The sequence below is a fragment of the Streptomyces sp. SA15 genome, from assembly GCF_002291145.1.
Classification (GTDB): Bacteria; Actinomycetota; Actinomycetes; order Streptomycetales; family Streptomycetaceae; genus Streptomyces.
In genome coordinates, this window is sequence record NZ_NTGE01000040.1 from 138,377 (window position 1) to 158,769 (window position 20,393).

Consider the following 20,393-nt stretch of genomic DNA (forward strand, 5'->3'; position numbering starts at 1 on the left):
GGCTCACTCGGCTTCCTTCTGCCGTCCGTCGAGTTCGTCGGTCTCACCCGTGGGCACCTGCCCCGAATCCAAGGCAAGGAAGTCACCCAAGATCCCGAGGCGATGCAAGGTAGCACCCATACGTTCGCCGCTGACGCGCTCCCACAACGAAGGATCCATCTCGTCGACCACTTGGATGTCCGACTCGTTGCGGCGGGGCGAGTAACCGTCGTCAAGTCGGCTCGCGCGGTCGACAAGGCTGTGCGGATCCGTCGTACGCTCGGCCGGATCAGCCCGCTCCACCGCCCAGCCAGCGGCGTTGGCGGCTCGGACGACCTCGTCACGAACGTCGTTACCTTCGGCAGCCACAGCCAGCCCGTACAACGCACCGAACACCATGGCTGACCTCACCTCCGCGACGTCGACGCAGAGCCTCCTCGACACTCTCACGGCCGATTTCCGCAGGTAGGGGATGACGAAGTACAGCGCGAGCAACTGGCTGCGCTGAGCCAGATTCGGGACGTCGCTGCGGGCATCCCGTCCCACGCCCCGCCACAATGCATCGCGCAGCGCAACGTCAGCGGCATCGCGTGCCGCCGCTTCCTTCGCCTCCGAGAGCGTGAGGTGCTCACCCACCCAAACATCTCGCGCCTGGCGCATGTGGACAGACCAACTGTCCGCTGAGCAACTGCGAAACCTTTAGCTCAATCGACCTGAAGACGTCTGCCGAAGGCAGCAAGGACACGGACTCGCCTCCTGTCATTCCGTTCAACGACTGGAGGCTCACCGCCGCGAAGGGCACTTATCCGCACCCGCCGGTGCATGCGCCAGCAAGGGTGAACGGCATGAGATGACCGAGTGACGTCGCATGGCCCGGTAATCATGTGCGGGAAGGTTCATAGATTGATCACTGGCCTCCTGGGTCTGACTGACCGCAGCACCCTCTGGTAGGGGCGCGCACACCAAGAGTATGGTCTCTTGTATGGCCACCAAGAAAGTGACAGTAACGATCCCCGAGGATCTCCTGGACGAGATCCGCGCCGAGGCGGCTGAACGGGGACTTTCGGCGTATGTCGCCGAAGCACTGCGATTCAAGCGCGACCGGGACCGTCTGCTGGAGCTGGTCGACTGGCTGCAGGAGGAACACGGCCCGGTCACTCAGGACGAGCACGCGGCCGCGCTCGAGGAGTTGGAGGATCTCGACGCCGAACACGAGCGCCGCCGCACCAGTGGAGAACACAAGTCCGGAGAGGCCGCGTGAAGAAGCGGGCCGGTGAGTACGGGCAGCGGCCACTGCGCGTCTTCGTACTCGACTGCGAGGCCCTGTCCCTGGCTGTGCGTGGCGACCGGAAGATGATCGCCCGGCTCGACCTCGCGGCCCGGGGCGAAGCCGAGGTGGTCACGTCCCCCATGACGCTGATCGAGGCGTACGACGGCAGAACCACCGAGCAGCGCTGGGACTGGGTGCTCTCGCGGCTGAAAGTCGCCGACATCGGCAAGGACGAGGCCCGCCAGGCCCGCCGGCTCCTGGCCGATGCGAAGCTCCACGGCCACAAGTACGCGATCGACGCGGTGCTCGCCGTCGTCGCCCGACAGCAGAAGGGGCAGGTCACCGTCTTTACCTCCGACGTGGACGACCTGGAGAAGCTGGTCCCGAACACGATCGTCGTCAGGAAGGTCTGACCTAACGCTCTGGTCTCAGATCTGGTCTCATTCACGCCCAGTTCGCCCGTGTAGGGAAGGCGTTTCGCAGCGGCAAGCGTCTGGAGCTGCTCGATCTCATCGCTCAGGGTGAGCGGACGGTGGACTCGCCGGCCAAGGCGGCGGAGCTCGGCTTGACCACCGCGTCCGCGCACCTTCAAGCGGTCCGCTTACCGGCCAACGCCGGGCGGCACCCGGAGGACGACTCCTGAGGGCGAAGCAGCGGCCGCACAGGGTGATGACGGAGCGGGTGAGGTCCTCGGGCTGAGCCGCCACCTGTTGTCAGCCCGCACTCGTCCATGCGTCTGGGCGGGGCACCAGCACTGCGGAGACCACCGTGTGGGACGAGGTCATGACATCAACCACGAATCGCAGGCGCCCGATGTCGAGTCGGCGCAGTGCCGGACCGTGGTCGGCGGCGACGACGAGAGAGACCGCGAGCAGAAGGAGTCGCCACAGGGCCATCACCGGGCGCCGCATTGTGCGGGGCAGCTCCGCCAGGGAAGCGTGCAGTCGCTCGCAGTGGAACGGGACGTGGCGCTGCTCGTCGGACAGGATCCGCCCCGCCACTTCCGCGGTGAGCGAGTCGTCGGTGCCATCGCGCAGGGCCCGGTAATAACGCAGCGCCACCACTTCCGCGATCATCAGCACCAGCAGTTCCATGCGTAGGCCCATGAGACGCCGCAGCCGTACGAAGACCACGTCGCTCCAGTGACCGGTCAACGTCGGTATGCCCCCCGCAGCCAGCAGCCGAGCAAGTAGACGGGCGTGGTTCTGTTCCTCGGCGACGAAGAGCCGGACCGCCTGCCCGTAGTCGGCGTCGCCGGCCTGGTCCGCCTTGCCGACGAGGTTGGCGCCGTCACCGTCCTCGCCGACCTGGAAGCGCTGGATGCTGGCCCACACCGCCGGATGCAGCGTCGCGCTTTTCCCCCAGTCCGGATCACCCTGGGCGCGTCTGCGCTCGCGCTCGTCCTCGAACCGCCTTGTCCACTTGGCGAAGCCGCCCGTATGCACCCGGTATCCCCTCTCCGGGGCACAGAGCCACCGTGCCCCGGAGAGGGACGACGCAGGCGGACACGAAAACGTTCCGCTTCTGCCAGGCGCTCACCATTCGAGCCGAGGTCGGTGCAGGACGAGGAGCCGACTGCCCATGAACGCCCCCGCACACGGCCCACCACTCACACCAGGACCGTGACCTGCAAAAGTCAAATGAAATGACCCCGATGCGGGCAGCATCAATCGCGAACCTGTACTCCCTCCCGCGTCGGCTGCGACGGGACTCTCGCCGTGAGCGGCGCGACCGAGCGCGAGACAGCCCGAGCCGCCCCTTCGAAGCGGCTCGGGAACGGGTACTTCCGCTCCAGGAAGGTGCGGATGGTGGCCTGGGCGGCCGACCTGGCCGCCGGGGCGGTGTCCACGTCGTTGAGGCAGAAGAAGTCGATGTCCTCACCGGTCGCGAGGCGGGCCAGGCGGCGGCGCATGTCCGGAGTGCCCAGTTGGACGTAGCGGAAGCGGTAGTCGGCCGGGACTGCCCGGCCGGTCGCGATCGCCCAGTGGTGGTGGAGCGTGGACGCCGGAGCGACGTCGGAGGTGGAGCGGAAGCGGGAGTAGGAGGTCCGGTTGAGTTCTTCGATTTCTAGGCTCTCCATCTCGCGCATGACCGACAGCAGTTGGGGATGCGGGGTGTGCAGTGACTTGTTGGTGATGTGTCTGCCGTGGAAGCGCCTGATCACCTCGCGGGCGTTCTTGCCGGCGGAGTTCGGGGCCGGTTCGAGTGGGTGTGGGGCGCCGACTCCGAGTTTCAGCGGGGACAGCGGGATGCGGGCGATGCCGTTGCCGTGGAAGAAGTGCTCGGCCTGTACCGGGCGATTGATGAAGACGTCGTCGTTGAAGTAGAGGTAGTGCTCCGACAGGCCAGGGATGTGGTGCAGTCGGCTCTCTATCGCGTGCGAGTTGAAGACGGGGAGCGCGTCGGCCGGCAGGATCTCCCGGTGGTCGACCACGGTCAGGCCCTCCGCGTCCGGGTCCAGCCAGGCGGGGATCTGGGAGTCGGTCACGAGGTAGACGTGCCGGACGAACCCGGCGTACATCTCCAGCGAGCGCAGGGCGTACTTCAGTTCGTCATGGCTGGTGTAGCGGGAGGCGCCGGTCTCGCGCGGAGCGATGATGTTGTCGGAGAGCTCCTGATAGGCGCGGCGCTTCACGGCCATGGCCGGGTCGTCCCCGTCGACCCAGGTGTACACGGCGTCGACGGGGAAGCGCACCTCGTCGATGCCCGGCTCGGCGAACGGGGCGAACGTCGGCACGCTGCGCCGGCCCGCCACCGCGGCCGGCTGCTGTGCCGCCACCGGGAGCACTTCCGACACGGGGTTGCGGCGCGGGGCGACGAGCGCCGGGCCGAAGACGTCCGGCAACCGGCTGCCGGGCACGGTGAGCCAGGAGGGATCCGTGCCCGGGGCAGCGGTGGCGAGGTCCCGGCCGTGACGCCAGAACTCGATGTCGCAGCCCGTCTCGAGGCCGGTGAGGACCTGGCCTTCCGGGCCGAGGCGCACCACGCCGGTGCGGAGCACCGCGGCCCGCCCCAGCGCCCGCGGCAGCTTCCCGTCGGCCCACAGTGCCGCGTTCGCCACGGTGCCGTCCGGTCCGACGGCGCCGACATACCCGACGGTGCCGGCTAAGCGCTGAGCGGCCTGGGAGAGGACCGTGCCGCGGTACGTCTCCTCGACGCCGATGACCTGCCGCGGCGCACCGTGCCCGTGGTCGGCGGGGACCAGGAAGTACGGGACGCCGAGCCCCTCCAGCAGGGTGCACACCCGCTCGAGATCGGCTTCGACGGCGTCCGCGGCGGTGTAGCCGGCGACCGTACGGCCGTACAGCCGCGTCGGTCCGAAGGTGACCCGGCGCAGTCCGGGGACGGCGGCTCGCAGGCGCCGTCGGGCCCGTGCCGCGCGCAGCGCCCAGAGCCGGGCCGACAGCCAGAGCCGCAGGCGTACCAGAGAGTCCCGGGCCGCTCGGATGCCCCCCGGCATTCCAAAGCGGTGACGGATGTCCATGCCCCCCATGTCCATGCCCCCCAGCCCCGTTACTTCTGCTTCTCGAAGGGGCTGGGGAAGGGGAAGTAGTCCTCCAGGAACTCACTCATCCGGACGCCGACCTGCTCCCGTTCCTCGGGCGGCACATCGACGTCGTTGAGGCAGAAGAAGTCGAAGCGGCGGTTGCGGCGCAGATCGGCCAGGCGTCTTTCGGCGTCCGGGCGGCTGATGTTCACGTACCGGAAGCTGTACTTCCCCGGCACGCCGTGGCCGGTCATCAGCGCGTACTGGTAGAGCAGCGGGGACGTCATGGCGATGTCCTGCGGCGAGCGGAAGCGGGACGCCGTGGTGCGGCGGATGTCCTGCGCGAAGAGCTCCTCGAGCGCCCGCAGTGTCTCTCGCCGCTGCGGCAGCGGAGTGTGCATGAAGTTGTTCGTCGTCATCCGCCCGAACTTCTCCAGCAGCAGCCGGCGGACGTTCTTGCTCGCGGAGTTGGTGGCCGTCTCCTCGGCGTGCGGCTTGCCGACGCCTATCTTGAGCGGGGACACCGGGATCTTCATCAGGCCGCTGCCGTGGAAGAAGTGCTCCGCGCTGACCCGGCGGCCGACGAACACGTCGTCGTTGAAGTACAGGTAGTGCTCCGACAGGCCCGGGATGTGGTGCAGCCGGGTCTCGATCGCGTGGGAGTTGAACACCGGCAGTACACCCTGCGGGAAGATGTCGCGGTGGTCGACGACCGTGATCCCCGGGGCCCGGTCGTCGAGCCAGTGCGGCTTCTGGCCGTCGGTCACGATGTAGATGTGCCGGACGAAGTCGGCGTACATCGCGAGCGAGCGCAGCGAGTACTTCAGCTCGTCGTGGCTGGTGTAGCGGGAGGCGTTGGTCTCCTTGTCCAGGATCTCGGCGATGCCACCCTCCTGGTACCGGGCCCGCTTGGCGCGCATCTCCGGCTCCTCGCCGTCCACCCAGGTGTAGACGACGTCGACGGGGAAGGTCACGTCCCTCACGGTCGGCAGGGTGAGCGGGACGAAGCTCGGCAGCTCCCGGTCGCCGACCCGCACCGCGGCCGGCTTCTGCTCGGACACCGGCAGTACGTCCGTGATGCCGTTGTTCCGCGGCGCGACGAGGGACTCGGCGAAGATGTCCTCGGATGCCTGCGGCTGCACCTTTGCCAGTCGGCGAGGCCCGTCGTCGGAGGCGAGGAGCTGTGCCCCGTCCTCCCAGAACTCGACGTCGCAGGCGAGCTCCGGCCCGGCGAGCAGCTGGCCCGAGGGCCCGAGGTGGTTCTCCCCGATCCGCAGTATGGGGGCCGTACGCAGCGGGGTCGGCAGTACGCCGTCCATGAACAGCGCGGGATTGTTGAGCTTTCCGCCGGTCACCGGTCTGCCGATGAACACCGCCTTCCCCGCGTTCTGCGCCTCGAGGGTGGTGAGGAAGCGCTCCCGGTCGACGGCGTTCACGCCGACCGTGTGGCGCGTACGTGAGGCCGGTACCAGGAAGTAGGGGATACCTTCCTGCTCCAGCGCGGCGACGACCAGGCCGAGGTTGGCGGCGGCCGCATCGGCAGCGCTGAACCGGCTCACGACCCGTCCGTAGAGCCGCTGGCCGCGCACCGCCACCGGGCGGAGCACCGGGTCCGTGACCGCTGCCCTGCGGCGCCGCCGCATGGTACGCAGCTGCCACACCCTTTCGGCGGCCTTCCGCTCGACTCGCGGTCGCATCCGCCGGGCAAAGGAACGCACGGTCACGTTCTGAGCTCCTCTTCATCGACCCCAAACATCCCTGCGTTAGCCAGACAGGCGCGTGCGGCGGAAGGTTGTAGAAGAGTTCTCCGAAAATTTACGAATGAGGGGTCGTCCACACAACTGACCCACACCTGGGCGTGGTAGGGAGCTGCCGCTTGTCGATCTTGAGAGAGGCGTGCAGCTCGCCGCTTCAGTGAAAGCTGAATATAGGAGTACGTTTAATAGAGGCGTACTTCTACTTTGGGGAAGAGCCGTGGACAAGCCTGCCGAGATGTTCGACCGGGGCTACGAGTGGTCGGCGCTGAGGCGATTCATCACCGATCCGCAGCCGGGCGCGACGCTCGGTGTGGTCTCCGGACGTCGCCGCCAGGGCAAGACGTTCCTGCTGGACGCCGCGTGCCGCGCCGCCGGAGGGTTCTATTTCGGTGCGACCGAAGCTACGGACGCCGAGTCACTGCGGAGGATCAGCACCGCGCTGACCGATCACGTCCGACCCGCCAGCCCGTTCCACTTCGCCAACTGGTCAGAGGCTGTCGACGCGCTTCTCGCGCTCGGCTCCGAACGGCCCGTCCCCGTGGTGATCGACGAGTTTCCGTACCTCGCCAAGGCCAACCCGGAACTGCCCTCGATCGTCCAGGAGGCACTGCGTCCCCTGCGTGACCAGCGCACCGACTCGCGCACTCGGCTGCTGCTGTGCGGCTCGGCGCTGTCCTTCATGGGTCGGCTGCTGTCGGGAAATGCCCCACTGCGTGGACGGGCGGGTCTGGAACTGGTCGTCCGCCCCCTCGACCACCGCCTGGCCGCCGACTTCTGGGAGATCACCGATCCCCACCTGGCCATGAGGGTCAACGCGATCGTCGGCGGCACTCCCGCCTACCGGCGCGAGTTCGCCCGCGGCGACACTCCCAAGGGGCCGGACGACTTCGACGACTGGGTCATCCGCACCGTCCTCAACCCCGAGACCCCCCTCTTCCGCGAGGCCCGATACCTGCTCGCCGAAGAACCCGACCTTCGCGACACCGCCCTGTACCTGTCCGTCCTGGCCGCCGTCGCCGACGGCAACGCCACCCGCGGCGGCATGGCCGGCTATCTGGAACGAAAGGCCACCGACATCGCGCACCCCATCAACGTCCTGGAAGACGCCGGACTGCTGCATCGGGACGCCGACGTCTTCCGCGACAACCGGCCTACCTACCGCATCGCCGAGCCGCTGATCGGCTTCCACCACGCCATCATGCGGCCGGTCTGGGACCAGCTCGAGCGCCCTGGCAGCGCGACACGGGTGTGGCAAGCCAGCCGCCGCCGCTTCGTCAGCAACGTCCTGGGACCCCACTTCGAGCAGGTCTGCCGCGACTGGGCCCTCCATCACGCCGACCCCGAACTGCTGGGCGGTCTGCCCGCCCGCGTCGGACACGGCGTGGTCCACGACTCCAAGGCCCGTATCGGCCATGAGGTCGACGTGGCGGTCATCGGCATCGCCGACGGCGCCAAACCGCCACTCCTGGCCATTGGGGAAGCCAAATGGAACGACACCATGGGCATGGCCCACATCGAACGACTCCGGCACATCCGCGACCTCATCACCCAGGCCGGACGCTACGACACGAGCGGCACCCGGATCGTCTGCTTCAGCGGAGCGGGCTTCAACGACAAGGCGCGCTCCTCAGCGGAGGCGGATCCCGACGTCCGTCTGATCGACTTGGCGACCCTGTACAGCCCCATCTGATATAGCTCCCAAACCCTGCATGGCGGCGCCGTTGCGGCGTGGTGCATGGGGATGGGCACCATCACAACGTCTTCCTCCACCAGGGACCACTGCCCGACGCTCCTTCCGGGCCTCGGCTGTGGTGGTCGCCGACCGGCCCGCTGACCCTGCTGCCTCTGCACATGGCAGGTCGACACGACGGCAGCCGGGACAACGTCCTGGACCGGGTCGTCTCCTCCTACGCGACGACAGTGAAGGCCCTTCGACATGCCCGGTCCCGGCCTATCCGGACCTCCCGCCGCCCCCTGGCCGGCCTGCTGGTCTCACAGCCGTTCACGGGATGCCGATTCCTGAGGGACACGGACGCCGAAGCCGGGCTGCTGCGGCGCAGGTTCCCGAACTGTGAGGTGCTCCCCGCCCACAGGGCCACGCGGAAGGGCATCAGCCGTCTCAGTTTCCGTCTCATTCAGCTGTACGCCGAACTTGTCCCGGATGCGGGCCGTGGCGAACGTGAGCGACTGGACCAGGGATGTTCCGATGTGCGGGGCTCCGTTGATCTGTGTTCCCACCGCGAACACGATGCGCTCCGGAGCCGCGCGGATGATGTGCGGCCTGAGCAGGTCCTCGTCCGCAACCGTCCCATCGCACGTGTGAGATCCTGATCATGCTCGCCGAGCTCGCCGCGGCTCAACGCGGTACCGCCCATGGCGTCGGACAGCTCGCCGATCGCGGCGCGCACCTCCGCTTCGCTCGCTTCGGCGTAGACCTCTTTCGTCATGGCGATGCAGTCTTGGCGACGACCCGTGCACGCAGTGCATCGCGGACGGTGAGCCATTCATCTGCGAGCAGGCTGTAGTACATCGAGTCGCGGCGAGTGCCGTCCTGTCGCCGCATATGGCTGCGCAAGGTTCCTTCGTGGACCAGGCCTAGGCGAGCCAGGGCCTGCTGGGAGCGCACGTTGAGGTTGTCGGTGCGTAGGGCCAGCCGAGCAAGCTGCAGGTCTTCGAAGGCATGGCTGAACAGCAGGAGCTTGGACTCGGCGTTGTAGGGGCCGCCCCAGCAGGAGCGATCGAACCAGGTCGCGCCTATCTCAGCCCGGCTCTCGCCCAGGTCGAGGTCATAAATGCTGGTTGAGCCGATCACGGTGCCGTCGTCACGGCGTTGCACTGCGAAGCAGCGCCGCGTTGGGTCGGCGGTCATCTCGCTGAGCATCTGGCGCAGTTGGGCTACGGTCTCAGGCCGCGGCCGGGGCATCCACTGCCACACTTCGGGGTCGGATGCTGACAGGAAGAGAGCTTCGGCGTGGTCGGCAGACAACGGGAGGAGGCGGACAACAGTGCCCTCAAGAGACTGGTTGTTCACCCGAACAGAGTAAAGCCGATGATCATCAGCCGTAGCCGTACAACAGCGAAGTACAGCAACCCCACCGACCGCCAGTGGCTCACCCAGACTTTGAAGCCACCAGCGGAAGCCTCTATAGCCCGTGATGAACGGGCATCCAAGCCCCCGACTCGGGACGGTCCGTAGGCGGACCCAGAGGTTCACTGGCCTCCGACGCACGAGCCGCCACCGCAGTGCGTGAGGTGAGAGTCAACTGGACGTGCTGGCCGTCGTTCCAACCGGCCCGCTGCCGGGTCAGCTTCCAGCTTCCCGTACCTGACAGGCGCCACCTGTCGTCAAAGTCCCACTCCTGTCCGTCCAGGAGACGGATGTCGGCCTTCCCGTCCGGCCGGAAAACGACGTTCGTCCGGTCGTAGCCGGTCCAGGACCCCGCTACTTCTGCCGGCTTCGCGTCATGCAACGAGGTCGCCCCACAGCACCCCGCCTTCACACAGACGCGTGTATCTGTTGCCGCGGGACGCGGCCGTCCCGCGCCATGCGCCATTCTGGTGTCCTGCGTAGGACCGGTTCCGGTCCTGGACACCAACAGTGCTCGTTCTCGTGAGGTGCCCCCATCAGCAAGCCCATCGGATCAACACTCGTCGCGTGGCTGAGCGGTCTCGACATCCCTCAGTTGGAACGGGTTCTCGCTGCTCGCGCGGACGCCGTGTCCCCGCCGGAGCCGCGGTCGTTCGGCGAACTGGCGGACCGCCTTCAGCGCCCGGCGTCGGTGGCGCTCGTGCTGCCCGGGCTCGCGCTGCCTCACCTGCAGGTGGCCGAGGCGCTGGCGGTGCTGGGGCCGGCGCCACGTGCCGCTCTGGTGGATCTGCTGGGCGCGGAAGGAGCGGAGAGCGCTCGTGGGCTGGACGCGGCCCTCGGGGCGCTGGCCGATCACGCGCTGGTCTGGCCGGACGGCGAAGGGCTGCTGCGCATGGCGGCGCCGTTGCGGCAGGCGTGGGACTCGCCCCTGGGGCTGGACGCGCCGCTCGCTCAGCTGCTGGCGGACACGACCTCCGAGGAACTGCGCCGCATGCTGGTGGCCTTGGGCGTCCAGTCGCCCGGTAATGCCAGGCAACAGCGGCTGACAGCCCTGGTGGATCACCACAGCGATCCCGGGCGGGTCGCCGAGGTGGTGGCAGGGGCGCCCGCCGCCGCCCGCGAACTGCTTGAACGGCGAGCGCACAGCGAGGGCGAACAACCAGGGTTTCCAACGGAGTTCATCCTCGGTGTCCCCCAGGCCGACTCCGAGCCGGGCGCCCGCTGGGCGCTGGAGAGGGGACTGCTGGTACAGGACCGTCACCGGTACGGACCCGCCCGTATGCCGGCCGAGGTGGCGCTCGTACTGCGCGGAGCCGACTGGCACGCGCCGTTCGAGCCTGCCCCGCCCGACGTGCGTACGGCGTCCGTCACCTCGGCGGACGTGGACCGGGAGGCGGCGGCAGCGGCCACGGCGTTCGCCGCTCATGCCGCATCGGTGCTGGCGACGTGCTCCGCCTCTCCGCCGGCCCTGCTGAAGTCCGGCGGGGTCGGGGCGCGTGAGCTGTCCCGGATCGGCAAGGCAGCGCAGTGCGGCGACATGGTCGTACGCCTCGCTCTGGAGACGGCGTACGCCGCTGGGCTGCTCGCCAGGGACGGCAGCCGGGCCGCGGCGACGGAAGGCTACGACGCCTGGGCGGAACGCGAACCGGCGGAGCGGCTCACCGTGCTGCTCCAGGCGTGGCGGACGCTGCCGCTCACGCCGACCCAGTCCCGCGACGAGGACGGCAAGGCGCTGCCCGCGCTCGCCGGAACGGCGCCCTGCGGCGGCTGTGTGCGAGCCCGGGACGGGCTCCTCGCCGCCGCAGCCCAACTCCCGGCGGACCGGGGAGTGACGGACCCCACGGAACTGGGGGCGCTCGTCGCCTGGTTCCGTCCGCTCGCCCATCCGCTCCCCCAGGACACCACGCCCTTCGCCACCGTGGTCCGCGAGGCGGAACTGCTCGGAGTCACCGCCCGCGGTGCCCTGTCCCCCATCGGTGCCGCCCTGAAGGCCGGTGACGCCGAAGCACTGACCGCAGCCTGTCAGCGGCTGCTGCCGACGGCCACCAGGACGGCCCGCTTCGGCGCCGACCTCACCGCCGTCGTGACCGGCACGCCCTCGGCCCACCTCGCCGCGCTCCTGGATGCCGTCGCGGACAGGGAAGTCGGCGGCACGGCGTCGGTGTGGCGGTTCGGTCCGGGCACCATCCGCCGCGCCCTGGACAGCGGCCGCACACCCGACGCCGTCGTCGCCGACCTGGCCGCCGTCGCCGTCGGCGCCCTGCCGCAACCGCTGTCGTACCTGATCCACGACACCGCGCGCCGCCACGGCCGTATGCGTATCGCCCCCGCGGCCTGCGTGATCCACGGCGAAGAACCGGCCCTTCTCTCCGAACTCGCCGCCCACCGAAAGCTGGCCGACCTCGGCCTACGACAACTGGCGCCGACGGTGCTGGTCAGCCGGACCCCGCTGGACAAAACCCTCGCCGCACTCCGGGCCGCGGGCTATGCCCCCGTCGCCGAGACCGCGGACGGGGCCGTACGTGTTGAACGGACCCGGCGCCACCGCGCTGCCGCCCCGGTCCCGTCCCCACGTCCGCCCGGCGGCGCGCCAGCCCGTCGGGACCCGAGCGCCCGCCCGGCGGAGGCGTCGGCGACCGTCGACCTGAGCAGCCTGGCCACCAGGCTGCGGGCTGCCCCGCCCACCACACCGGAACCCGATCCGGGGAACGGAATCCCCTTCGACACCGACACCGAGGAGATCGTCGCCGGATACGCGCGCCTGCTCTCCCTCGCCGATGTCCGTCAGCTGGCCCATGCCATCGACGAAGGCCGGCCGATCACCATCGAATACGTCGCCGCCTCGGGCAATCGCACGGTACGCACCCTCAGCGAACTCGATCTCGACCCGCCCCACCTGTATGCCTGGTGCCACCTGCGCGACGACGAACGCGTCTTCACCCTCTCCCGCATTCACGGCGTCATGCCCGGGTAGCCGACGTCTACGGCGGGAGCCCGTACTGACCGCCTAATCGGCCAAATCGGCCAACCGGACCAAGTTCAGGCTGTAATCCTCGACCTGCGGCAGCCGCAGCTCCTCCATCCTCGCGATCATCTCCCGGTGCTCCGCCGGCAAAGCGTCGTGCACCTCTGTGGGCAGGGTGGTGAAGGTGTGTGAGGCGAGCAGGTGGTTGCCCGGGCGCCAGGTCTCCAGTAGCCGCGGGTCCGGGCAGTTCCAGCTGATCCGTGCCTCCACCTTGCTGAGCGCATCGTGGGTGTCCTGGGTGTCGACCATGCCGGGACCCGTTGTGTCGAGGGCGAGCAAGGCGCCGGGGAAGCGCTCGGCGAGCAGGTCGACGGCGCGGCGTACGTCCTTCTCGGGGAGGTAGGCCAGCACCGCCTCGGCGGCCAGGAAGTACGGGCCGCCCGTGGCCAGGGGCGCGGCGGTCCAGCTGTCGTCCAGTACCGACGCGGCGAGCATGTGGCGGCGCGAGGTGTCGGCGAAGAAGGTGCGCCGCAACTCGATGACGTCGGGCAGGTCCAGCTCGAACCAGTGGGCGCGGCCGTTGTCGACGCGCTCGTAACGGGTGTTGAGGCCGGTGCCGATCTCCACCACCGTCGCGTCCGGGTGCTCGGCCAGGAAGGCGCGTACCCAGTGGTCGAAGAGGTTGGTGCGCAGCACTGTGCCGACCAGGCTCGGCCCGCCGTCGAAGCGGGCGAAGTCGTAGTCGATCGCGGCCACCATCGCCTCGGCCGCCGGATCGCGCAGTACCGGCTCGGGTTTGCGGCTCTCCACGGCGCGGCCGTAGAGCGGGATCAGGAGCGTCTCCTGGACGGTGCCCAGGTGTACGGAGCCCGACGGCTTCTGGTTCGGTACGGCCATGGGTTCCTCCTGAGAGTGAGTGGGCCCAGCGGCATACCGGCAGAGTAGCCTTAATGGTTGTCGTTTTCATATAAACGGGCAGACACATCGCGAGCGGCGCCCGTCCCTTCAGGGGCGGGCGCCGCTCGGCTGGCTTGTCAGGGGGACAGTGCTGATCGCGTCTAACCGACCATGGACGGAGTGTAGGGCGACAAGGCCGGAGCGAGTTGTACTCCGGGGGCCAGGCCCAGGGCTACGAGAGCGTCGGGCATGCCGCGACCGACCCGTGCCGCCTCCGCGGTTCCCGGGGCGGCCAGCGGGCGGCAGCTGGCGGCGATGATCTCGAACAGTCGTTCCACCCGGCCCGGTCCACGAGGCAGCAGCTGGCCGTGGAAGTCCTCGTGGTGGGCGAGTACGAGGGCGGCGAGACCGGCGACATGGGCCGAGGCCGTGCCGGTGCCGTCGAGGGCCGTGTATCCGCCTCGCGGAGCGCACGAGAGGACCGCCACACCGGGAGCAGCCGCGTCCACCCCGGGGCCGTAGCAACTGAACGGTGCGGCGAACAGCCCTTCCGGCGTCAGCTGCACGCCCAGATGGGTGGCCTGGGACGTGTCCGGCGGGTAGGAGCCGAAGACTCCCAGCGCGCCCACGGTGAACACGGTGGGCAGGGAGCCCGGGAAGGTGACCGGGCCGTTCGTGTCGCCCGCGGGGGCGAAGCAGGCGATGCCCACCGCGTTGGCATCGGCCAGCTTGCGGGAGACCAGGGCCGACGAGTACGGGGCCGTCACCGCGATGTGGGCGATGTCGACGTCGTGCTGGATGCAGTGATCCAGAGCGGCGATCAGGTCGCTGAAGCAGCCGTTCGGCAGCACCTGGCAGACCTCCATGTCGGCGTCGACCGCGATGCCGATGAGACCTGTGCCGGTGTCCGCTCCGGCGATGATGCCCGCCGCATGGGTGCCGGTGCCCACCTTGTCCTGGTCCCAGCCCAGGTCCGCGCCACGTCCGAGACCCGTCCCGGAGCGCACCCGTTCCTTCAGATCGGGGTGTTCGGCGGAGACACCGGAACCGATGACCGCGATCTTGACCCCGAAGGCACGGAACGTGGGGGGCAGCCGGTCGAGGCGCATGGCCTGCTGCCCCCAGCCGTACTGCTGCCTCTCGTCCAGTCCCGGGGACACCTTGGCCAGCGGTGTGAGGGTGACCAGGTTCTCCTTGGTCACCGACAGGTCCGGGCGACGGATCCAGCGGTCCAGGTAGCCGCCCACGGGACGGACGTACAGGGACTGGACGGACTCGGCCGTCTCCGTGGCCAGGGAGACCGTGACCCTCCCGTCGTCCGCGGTGATGCCCTGACCCGGCCATGACGAACCGATCAGGAAGACTCCCGCGCCGGCCAGCGGTTCGCCCTCCGGGCCGCACACCCGCAGCGAGATCTCGACCGGTTCGTCCAACTGCACGACCAGACCCGGATCGCGCAGCGGCAGGATCCCCGCGGTCGCCGTGGCGGTGGGTCGGGCGCCGGACAGCGGCAGGTCCGGCTCGATGTGTACGTGCAGCGATCGCATCGCCGGCACCTGGGCCTCGGCCGCTTCCACGACCGCGATTTCCGGGCAGGAGGGATGCAGCCCGCCCGATTGGAGCTTCTCCGACGGCTGGAGCCTGCGGGTCACCTTGACCTCGGGCATCCGGTCCAGTCGGTCACACACCGCGTCCATGCTCAGTGGGGGCACTCCCGGTGGGAGCAGATGCTGTGGCAGCGGTGTCACCATGTACCGCTCGCGGCGCGGTTGCACCGAGTGCGGTGCCTTCGCGCCCTTCTCCTGCGGCTTCGCTTGCCTGCCCTCGGGTTCGGGCCCGCCCGCGCCCCCGCCCTCCGCCCCGCTCGCGCGGCTGTTTCCGGGCCTTTCCTTGACCATCACGTCCACCTTCACCACGCCTACGTCGTATGTGCATCTGATCCGGCGACGGGGCGGCTCACGCTTCCACGGTGATGCGGTGTGCCCGGCCGACCGCTCCGGGCACACCGCAACGCGCCGCCCTCAGGTCAGCCGATACCGAACGGCTGACCCATCTGACCGAAGCCGAAGCCAGGCTGCTGGGCCTGCTGGCCGAACGGCTGCTGGCCGTAGGACTGCTGGCCGAACCCGCCGCCCCACTGCTGCTGACCCTGCTGACCCTGCTGGCTCTGCTGCAGCAGCGTCACGATCGCGGTCGGCAGCGCCTGCTGCACGGACTGCTCCACGGCCTGCCGGATGTTCGTGTGCAGTGCGCGGTGCAGTGCGAGCGCGAGGTACGGGTCCGCCTGCTGCGGGGCGATGCCCTGCTGCTGGAGCTGCTGACGGATCTGCTGGATCTGCTGAGCCGTCTGCTGCACCTGCTGGGCGACCTGCTGGGCCGTCTGCTGGCACGCCTGCTGGACGGCCTGCTGGACCACCTGGGCGATCTGCTGCGGGCCGGCCTGCTGGCCGACCTGCTGCAGGGGTTGGGTACCGGTCATCACCGACATGAATGCTCCATTTCGCTTCCACCAAGGGGAGACCGACATAAGAAGGATGTCGGCCTTGTCGTGTAATCCGACATTCGTGACGCTATGTCGGTGCTGCCTCGGTCGCAATCCGACGTCCGGCGTTCGTGATGCAGGAACCCCCACCGGAGCGCCGGTCAGAGCGCGGATGCCCGGAAACTGGGGGCTGTTTGACTGCGATCGGGTGACATCGACTGCTCGATGGCTCGGCCACGTCCGAACGGTGATCGCGCCGCCGAACGAGTGGCGCATGGGCGGGGTCCGCTCGCATGGGCTTCAACTGCGATGGCCACCACCACCCGCTGCTGCTGCAGCAGGTGCCACAGGGGGCGTGGACGGCGCTGGACGTCGGGTGCGGGACGGGGTGGTTCGCGCGGCTGCTCGCGGCTGCTCGCGGGGCAGGGGCTGGACGTGGAGGGGGTCGACCGCGATGCGGACGTCATCGAGGCGGCGAGAGCGGCCGGCGGTGGGCCCCGGTTCCGCCGGGCCGAGGTGCGGGAGGAGCAACTGCCCGACTTCCACTACGACTTCATTTCAGATCGTGTGGCCGCCCCCGCTGACGTACGCCGAAACCCGCACGGAAGCGGGGCGGCTGCTGCCCGGCTCCACGCTGCGGCACCTGGTGTTCTGGCGGTACCTGTTGGTGTACCGGGAGCGAGGCTGACGGCCGCTCCTCCGGCATCGCGCCAGTTCACACATAGGAACAAGAATCACCTACACGTCTATTGACGTGCTCAGAGCAAGAGCCCTAGCTTCCCTCTAGAAAGCGCTTTCCCGTCACCCGTGTACGACCCGCACGCACCCTGGAGACGAACCATGCGCCCCATACCCGTCCCCTTGTCCACCGGCCTGTCCGCCCTCCTGGCCGGCTTCCTCGTCGTGTCGTCCGCAGGCACCGCGGAGGCCGGCACTCAGTTACAGGCAACCGACTTATACGTGGCGACCAACGGCAATGACAGCAACCCGGGGACGCTCGCGGCCCCGTTGAAGACGATCCAGCGCGCCGTGGACCTCGCCCAGGCGGGGACCACGATCCAGGTCCGGGGCGGGACGTACGCGCCGAGCAAGAACCTTCAGCTGCTCAAGAGCGGTACGGCGAGCCAGCCCATCACCCTGCGCAACTACAACAACGAGCGCGTCGTCGTCGACGGCGAGAACATGCCGTACACCCCAGGAGCGGTGGGCTCGAGCATCCCCCGTCCCGAGCGCGGCGCCGTCCATATCGAGGGGGAGTACTGGCGGCTGGTCGGCCTGGAGATCGTCCACGGCCCCTACGGCGTGTTCGGCCAGGACACCAGCGGCAACGTCTTCGACCGCCTCGTCACCCGGGACAACTACGAGTCCGGGTTCCATCTCCAGGGCGCCTCCGGCAACAACCAGATCCTGAACCTGGACAGTTACGGCAACCGCGACCCGCGCAAGAACGGCGAGAGCGCCGACGGCCTGGCCATCAAGGAGGGCGCCGGCAGCGGCAACGTGCTGCGCGGTGCCCGGCTGTGGAACAACGCCGACGACGGCCTGGACTTCTGGATGTTCGACAACTCGCCGATCCTCGTCGAGAACACCCTCGCCTGGGGCAACGGGTTCAACCGGTGGAACCTGCCCGACTACCAGGGCGACGGCAACGGGTTCAAGATGGGCGGCAACGGCGTGGCGGCGAACCACACCGTGCGGGGCAGCATGGCGTGGGACAACTCCGCCGGCGGCTTCGTCGACAACGACAACCCCGGCAAGATGAAGATCGAACGCTGCACCGCGTGGGACAACCCCAAGACCGGGTTCAACTTCAACCGGTCCTCCAGCACCCTGACGAAGAACCTGGCGGTGGCCAACGGCACCAACGCCTCGCTGGGCTCGACCTCCACCGGCAGCGGCAACTCCTGGGATCTCGGCGGCACCTGGTCGTTCGTCAGCACCAACGCGGGCACGATCACCGGCCCGCGGGCGGCCGACGGCTCCATTCCGTCATCCACGTTCCTCCGTCCCAGCAATGGTGCGGATGTCGGGGCACGGTTCTGAGCGGCGGGTGTACGTGCCGGCGGCCGCGCGCCTGCCGTCGAGCGTGCCGTCCCAGCGGGCCGTCAGGGCGGCGCCGAGAGCGGTGACATCGAGCGTCCGCACGATCTTCTTGCTCAACTGGGGCGCGGCGGGCCTTGGTCACCTGGCGGCCCGGCGAACGGCGACGACCGCGCCCCACACGGCACAGATCACCGGTACGGCGATGAAAGCGACCCGCGACGCGCCAGAGGCGTCCACGGTTCGGCCGAGGGCGTGCGCCACGTACGCGGCCCCACCGGCGGTCAGCAGGAAACCGGCGGCGCCGCCGGTCAGGAGGCCGAGGAGGGCGGCCGGTGCCTTGACGGCCAGGGAAGAGGGACGTGAGGTCATGGTCCGCAGCATCCGGCCGAGGCACGACGTACGGCATCGGACCGGGGCGGACATCCGCCGTACTCCACCGGTTGCGGGCCTCGCCGCGCGCATACGACCGCGGTCGCTCGGTCGCCACTCGTCCAGCCCTGCTCACTCAGCCGCTACTCGCTCAGCCACCCCGGAGTGACCATCCCCGACTCGTAGGCCAGCACCACGAGTTGGGCCCGGTCGCGCACGCCCAGCTTGGTCATGATGCGGCTGACATGGGTCTTGGAGGTGGCGGGGCTGAGGACCAGGCGGGCGGCGATCTCGTCGTTGGTGAGGCCGGCGGCGACCAGGCGCATGACCTCGCTTTCGCGGTCGGTGAGGGCGTTCAGGCGCGGGCTCGGCTCGGGGGCCCTGACCCGGCCGGCGAACTCCGCGATCAGGCGGCGGGTGACGGAGGGGCTGATCAGGGCATCGCCGCGGGCCGCCACGCGGACGGCGTGCACCAGTTCCTCCGGCTCGGTGTCCTTGACCAGGAAGCCGGTCGCACCGGCGCGCAGCGCGCCGTACACGTAGTCGTCGAGGTCGAACGTGGTCAGGATGACCACCTTGACGCCGTCGAGGCGGGGGTCGGCGGCGATGTCGCGGGCGGCCTGGAGACCGTCGACGCCCGGCATGCGGATGTCCATGAGAACCACGTCCGGGCGCAGGTCGCGGCAGACGGCGAGGGCCTGTTGGCCGTCTCCCGCCTCGCCGACGACCTCGAGGTCGTCCTCGTCCTCAAGGATCGAACGGAACCCGGCGCGCACCAGGCGCTGGTCGTCCGCCAGCACGACCTTGATCATGGCTTCGGGGGTGCTCCGTTCGTGGCTGAGTAGGTGCGGGGGAACCGGGCCCGTACCGTGAATCCGCCCTCCGGGCCGGGTCCGGCGGTCAGTTCGCCGCCCAGGGCGCGGGCCCGCTCCCGCATGCCGTTGATGCCGGTGCCTGGCGCCGCGACGCCCTGGGACGCCGGTCCGCGGCCGTCGTCGGTGATCTCGACCGTGACGGCGTCGGGGCCTTGGTCGGTGCGGATGGTGACCGTGGTGGCGTGCGCGTGGCGGGTCACGTTGGTCAGCGACTCCTGGATGATCCGGTACACGGCCAGGTCCAGCTCGGCGGGCAACGGCCACCGCTGACCGCCCCCTTCCTCCAGGCGTACGGCGAGACCGGCCAGCCTCGCGGACTCCACCAGGTCGGCGAGCCGATCGAGGCCGGGCGCGGGTGCGGTGGGTGCCGTCTCGTCGGCCTGGCGCAGCACGCCCAGGGTCGCCCGCAGCTCCCGCAGCGCCTCCCGGCTGGTCTCCTTGATCGCGCCGAGCGCCTCCTCGGCCCGCGCCGGGCCGCCCGCCGGGTCCTTGCGCAGACGGCGCAGCGCGGCCGCGGACTGGACGTTGATCAGCGAGATGTGGTGGCCGACGACGTCGTGCAACTCCCGTGCGATGCGCAGCCGCTCCTCGCTCGCCGCGCGCTGCTCGGCCTCCCGGGCCAGGACCAGCCGGTTGTGCCGGACCCAGCCAAGGGCTACGACGCCGACCAGCCACCCGGTCAGCATGAACAGCGCGACGCCGTTGACGTCGTGGTTGCCCAGCAGGGTGCCGATGCCGGTCAGGATCACGGTCAGGGCCGCCAGCGCGACCGCCGCCTGGAGCCGGCCCTCGGCGGCGACGGCGTAGAGGGCCACGACGAAGGCGACCATGAGGGGACCGTCGTAGACGCTGACGAGGTAGTAGGCGATGGTGGCGGCCAGCACGAACGAGGCGACGGCCGTCGGGTGGCGGCGGCGCAGGTACAACGCCCCGCAGGCGGCGGTGAGCAGCGCCCACCCGAGGACGGTGGCCGGCCAGGGCTCCTCCCGCTCGCCGATCAGCGACCGGACGCTGCCGACCGCGACCAGCAAGAGGACGCCGGCGGCGAGGGCGGCGTCCGCGTGGCCCTGCGGGCGGCGCGGCCAGGGGCGGGGGCGGGGGCGGGGGCGGGACATCGCACCGGACACCATGCCGCCAGCGTATGGGGTGACCGTCCCCGGGGGCTCCGCCCCAAGAGGTAA

General features: G+C 69.5%; 17 protein-coding genes and 1 pseudogene. 7 read left to right on the forward strand and 11 right to left on the reverse strand.

Going from position 1 to position 20,393, the window contains the following annotated elements:
• Positions 1–3: 3 nt before the first annotated feature.
• Positions 4–615 (reverse strand): hypothetical protein, encoded by a 612-nt coding sequence (locus tag CLM62_RS51145; RefSeq protein ID WP_257003698.1) that lies wholly within the window; start codon positions 613–615, stop codon positions 4–6.
• Positions 616–961: 346 nt separating this feature from the next.
• Between CLM62_RS51145 and CLM62_RS07015 the strand changes: the two genes are divergently transcribed.
• Positions 962–1,240, forward strand: coding sequence for a CopG family transcriptional regulator (locus CLM62_RS07015; protein WP_095748972.1), 279 nt, complete (start codon positions 962–964; stop codon positions 1,238–1,240).
• On the forward strand, positions 1,237–1,662 hold the full coding sequence (locus tag CLM62_RS07020) for a PIN domain-containing protein (RefSeq protein WP_095748973.1): 426 nt from the start codon (positions 1,237–1,239) through the stop codon (positions 1,660–1,662). Before CLM62_RS07015 ends, CLM62_RS07020 begins: the two co-directional genes overlap by 4 nt.
• A 300-nt stretch (positions 1,663–1,962) precedes the next feature.
• Here CLM62_RS07020 and CLM62_RS07030 read toward each other — a convergent pair whose 3' ends face one another.
• The 3 genes from CLM62_RS07030 to CLM62_RS07040 form a co-directional block, all read right to left on the reverse strand.
• A complete protein-coding gene (locus tag CLM62_RS07030) occupies positions 1,963–2,694 on the reverse strand; it encodes a ferritin-like domain-containing protein (protein ID WP_095748974.1) in 732 nt (243 codons plus the stop codon).
• Positions 2,695–2,915: 221 nt separating this feature from the next.
• The gene (locus tag CLM62_RS07035; RefSeq protein ID WP_095748975.1) at positions 2,916–4,733 is read right to left on the reverse strand and encodes a stealth family protein; all 1,818 of its coding nucleotides are present in this window, start codon (positions 4,731–4,733) and stop codon (positions 2,916–2,918) included.
• Between the two features lie 29 nt (positions 4,734–4,762).
• A complete protein-coding gene (locus CLM62_RS07040; protein WP_095748976.1) occupies positions 4,763–6,460 on the reverse strand; it encodes a stealth family protein in 1,698 nt (565 codons plus the stop codon).
• A gap of 250 nt (positions 6,461–6,710) precedes the next feature.
• Here CLM62_RS07040 and CLM62_RS07045 point away from each other — a divergent pair, with 250 nt between their 5' ends.
• Entirely contained in the window at positions 6,711–8,183 is a 1,473-nt protein-coding gene (locus CLM62_RS07045; RefSeq protein ID WP_095748977.1) for an ATP-binding protein, read from the forward strand.
• A 41-nt stretch (positions 8,184–8,224) separates the two neighbouring features.
• Positions 8,225–8,542: pseudogene (locus CLM62_RS52940) on the forward strand (CHAT domain-containing protein); the annotation flags it as partial.
• A gap of 394 nt (positions 8,543–8,936) precedes the next feature.
• Here the strand turns inward: CLM62_RS52940 and CLM62_RS07055 are convergent.
• The gene (locus CLM62_RS07055) at positions 8,937–9,524 is read right to left on the reverse strand and encodes a GNAT family N-acetyltransferase (RefSeq protein ID WP_179381981.1); all 588 of its coding nucleotides are present in this window, start codon (positions 9,522–9,524) and stop codon (positions 8,937–8,939) included.
• A gap of 604 nt (positions 9,525–10,128) precedes the next feature.
• On the opposite strand from CLM62_RS07055, the gene CLM62_RS07065 reads away from it, so the two are divergent.
• Positions 10,129–12,555 (forward strand): helicase-associated domain-containing protein, encoded by a 2,427-nt coding sequence (locus tag CLM62_RS07065; RefSeq protein ID WP_095748980.1) that lies wholly within the window; start codon positions 10,129–10,131, stop codon positions 12,553–12,555.
• 33 nt (positions 12,556–12,588) lie between these two features.
• Here the strand turns inward: CLM62_RS07065 and CLM62_RS07070 are convergent, their stop codons facing one another.
• From CLM62_RS07070 to CLM62_RS07080, 3 genes are all read right to left on the reverse strand, one after another.
• On the reverse strand, positions 12,589–13,443 hold the full coding sequence (locus CLM62_RS07070; protein ID WP_095748981.1) for a class I SAM-dependent methyltransferase: 855 nt from the start codon (positions 13,441–13,443) through the stop codon (positions 12,589–12,591).
• A gap of 161 nt (positions 13,444–13,604) precedes the next feature.
• Positions 13,605–15,359 carry a S8 family serine peptidase gene (locus CLM62_RS07075; RefSeq protein WP_095748982.1) on the reverse strand — a complete coding sequence of 585 codons (1,755 nt, stop codon included), beginning with the start codon at positions 15,357–15,359 and terminating at the stop codon, positions 13,605–13,607.
• Positions 15,360–15,469: 110 nt separating this feature from the next.
• A complete protein-coding gene (locus tag CLM62_RS07080; RefSeq protein ID WP_095748983.1) occupies positions 15,470–15,931 on the reverse strand; it encodes a hypothetical protein in 462 nt (153 codons plus the stop codon).
• 559 nt (positions 15,932–16,490) lie between these two features.
• On the opposite strand from CLM62_RS07080, the gene CLM62_RS51155 reads away from it, so the two are divergent.
• Positions 16,491–16,613 (forward strand): hypothetical protein, encoded by a 123-nt coding sequence (locus CLM62_RS51155; protein WP_257003699.1) that lies wholly within the window; start codon positions 16,491–16,493, stop codon positions 16,611–16,613.
• Positions 16,614–16,765: 152 nt separating this feature from the next.
• On the forward strand, positions 16,766–17,968 hold the full coding sequence (locus tag CLM62_RS07090; protein ID WP_095748984.1) for a right-handed parallel beta-helix repeat-containing protein: 1,203 nt from the start codon (positions 16,766–16,768) through the stop codon (positions 17,966–17,968).
• 138 nt (positions 17,969–18,106) lie between these two features.
• Here the strand turns inward: CLM62_RS07090 and CLM62_RS07095 are convergent, their stop codons facing one another.
• The 3 genes from CLM62_RS07095 to CLM62_RS07105 all read right to left on the reverse strand — a co-directional run bounded on the left by CLM62_RS07095 (position 18,107) and on the right by CLM62_RS07105 (position 20,342).
• Positions 18,107–18,337 carry a hypothetical protein gene (locus tag CLM62_RS07095; RefSeq protein ID WP_143658962.1) on the reverse strand — a complete coding sequence of 77 codons (231 nt, stop codon included), beginning with the start codon at positions 18,335–18,337 and terminating at the stop codon, positions 18,107–18,109.
• Between the two features lie 143 nt (positions 18,338–18,480).
• Positions 18,481–19,149 (reverse strand): response regulator transcription factor, encoded by a 669-nt coding sequence (locus CLM62_RS07100; RefSeq protein WP_095748986.1) that lies wholly within the window; start codon positions 19,147–19,149, stop codon positions 18,481–18,483.
• The gene (locus tag CLM62_RS07105; protein WP_095748987.1) at positions 19,146–20,342 is read right to left on the reverse strand and encodes a sensor histidine kinase; all 1,197 of its coding nucleotides are present in this window, start codon (positions 20,340–20,342) and stop codon (positions 19,146–19,148) included. The genes CLM62_RS07100 and CLM62_RS07105 overlap by 4 nt, the downstream gene beginning before the upstream one ends.
• Positions 20,343–20,393: the final 51 nt, after the last annotated feature.

What these genes read in the sequence shown, in the direction of transcription:
- CLM62_RS07095 (WP_143658962.1), bottom strand. Translation starts at nt 18,337, where the DNA reads ATGACCTCACGTCCCTCTTCCCTGGCCGTCAAGGCACCGGCCGCCCTC.
- CLM62_RS07080 (WP_095748983.1), bottom strand. Translation starts at nt 15,931, where the DNA reads ATGTCGGTGATGACCGGTACCCAACCCCTGCAGCAGGTCGGCCAGCAG.
- CLM62_RS07105 (WP_095748987.1), bottom strand. Translation starts at nt 20,342, where the DNA reads ATGGTGTCCGGTGCGATGTCCCGCCCCCGCCCCCGCCCCCGCCCCTGG.
- CLM62_RS07090 (WP_095748984.1), top strand. Translation starts at nt 16,766, where the DNA reads ATGCGCCCCATACCCGTCCCCTTGTCCACCGGCCTGTCCGCCCTCCTG.
- CLM62_RS07070 (WP_095748981.1), bottom strand. Translation starts at nt 13,443, where the DNA reads ATGGCCGTACCGAACCAGAAGCCGTCGGGCTCCGTACACCTGGGCACC.
- CLM62_RS07015 (WP_095748972.1), top strand. Translation starts at nt 962, where the DNA reads ATGGCCACCAAGAAAGTGACAGTAACGATCCCCGAGGATCTCCTGGAC.
- CLM62_RS07035 (WP_095748975.1), bottom strand. Translation starts at nt 4,733, where the DNA reads ATGGACATCCGTCACCGCTTTGGAATGCCGGGGGGCATCCGAGCGGCC.
- CLM62_RS07100 (WP_095748986.1), bottom strand. Translation starts at nt 19,149, where the DNA reads ATGATCAAGGTCGTGCTGGCGGACGACCAGCGCCTGGTGCGCGCCGGG.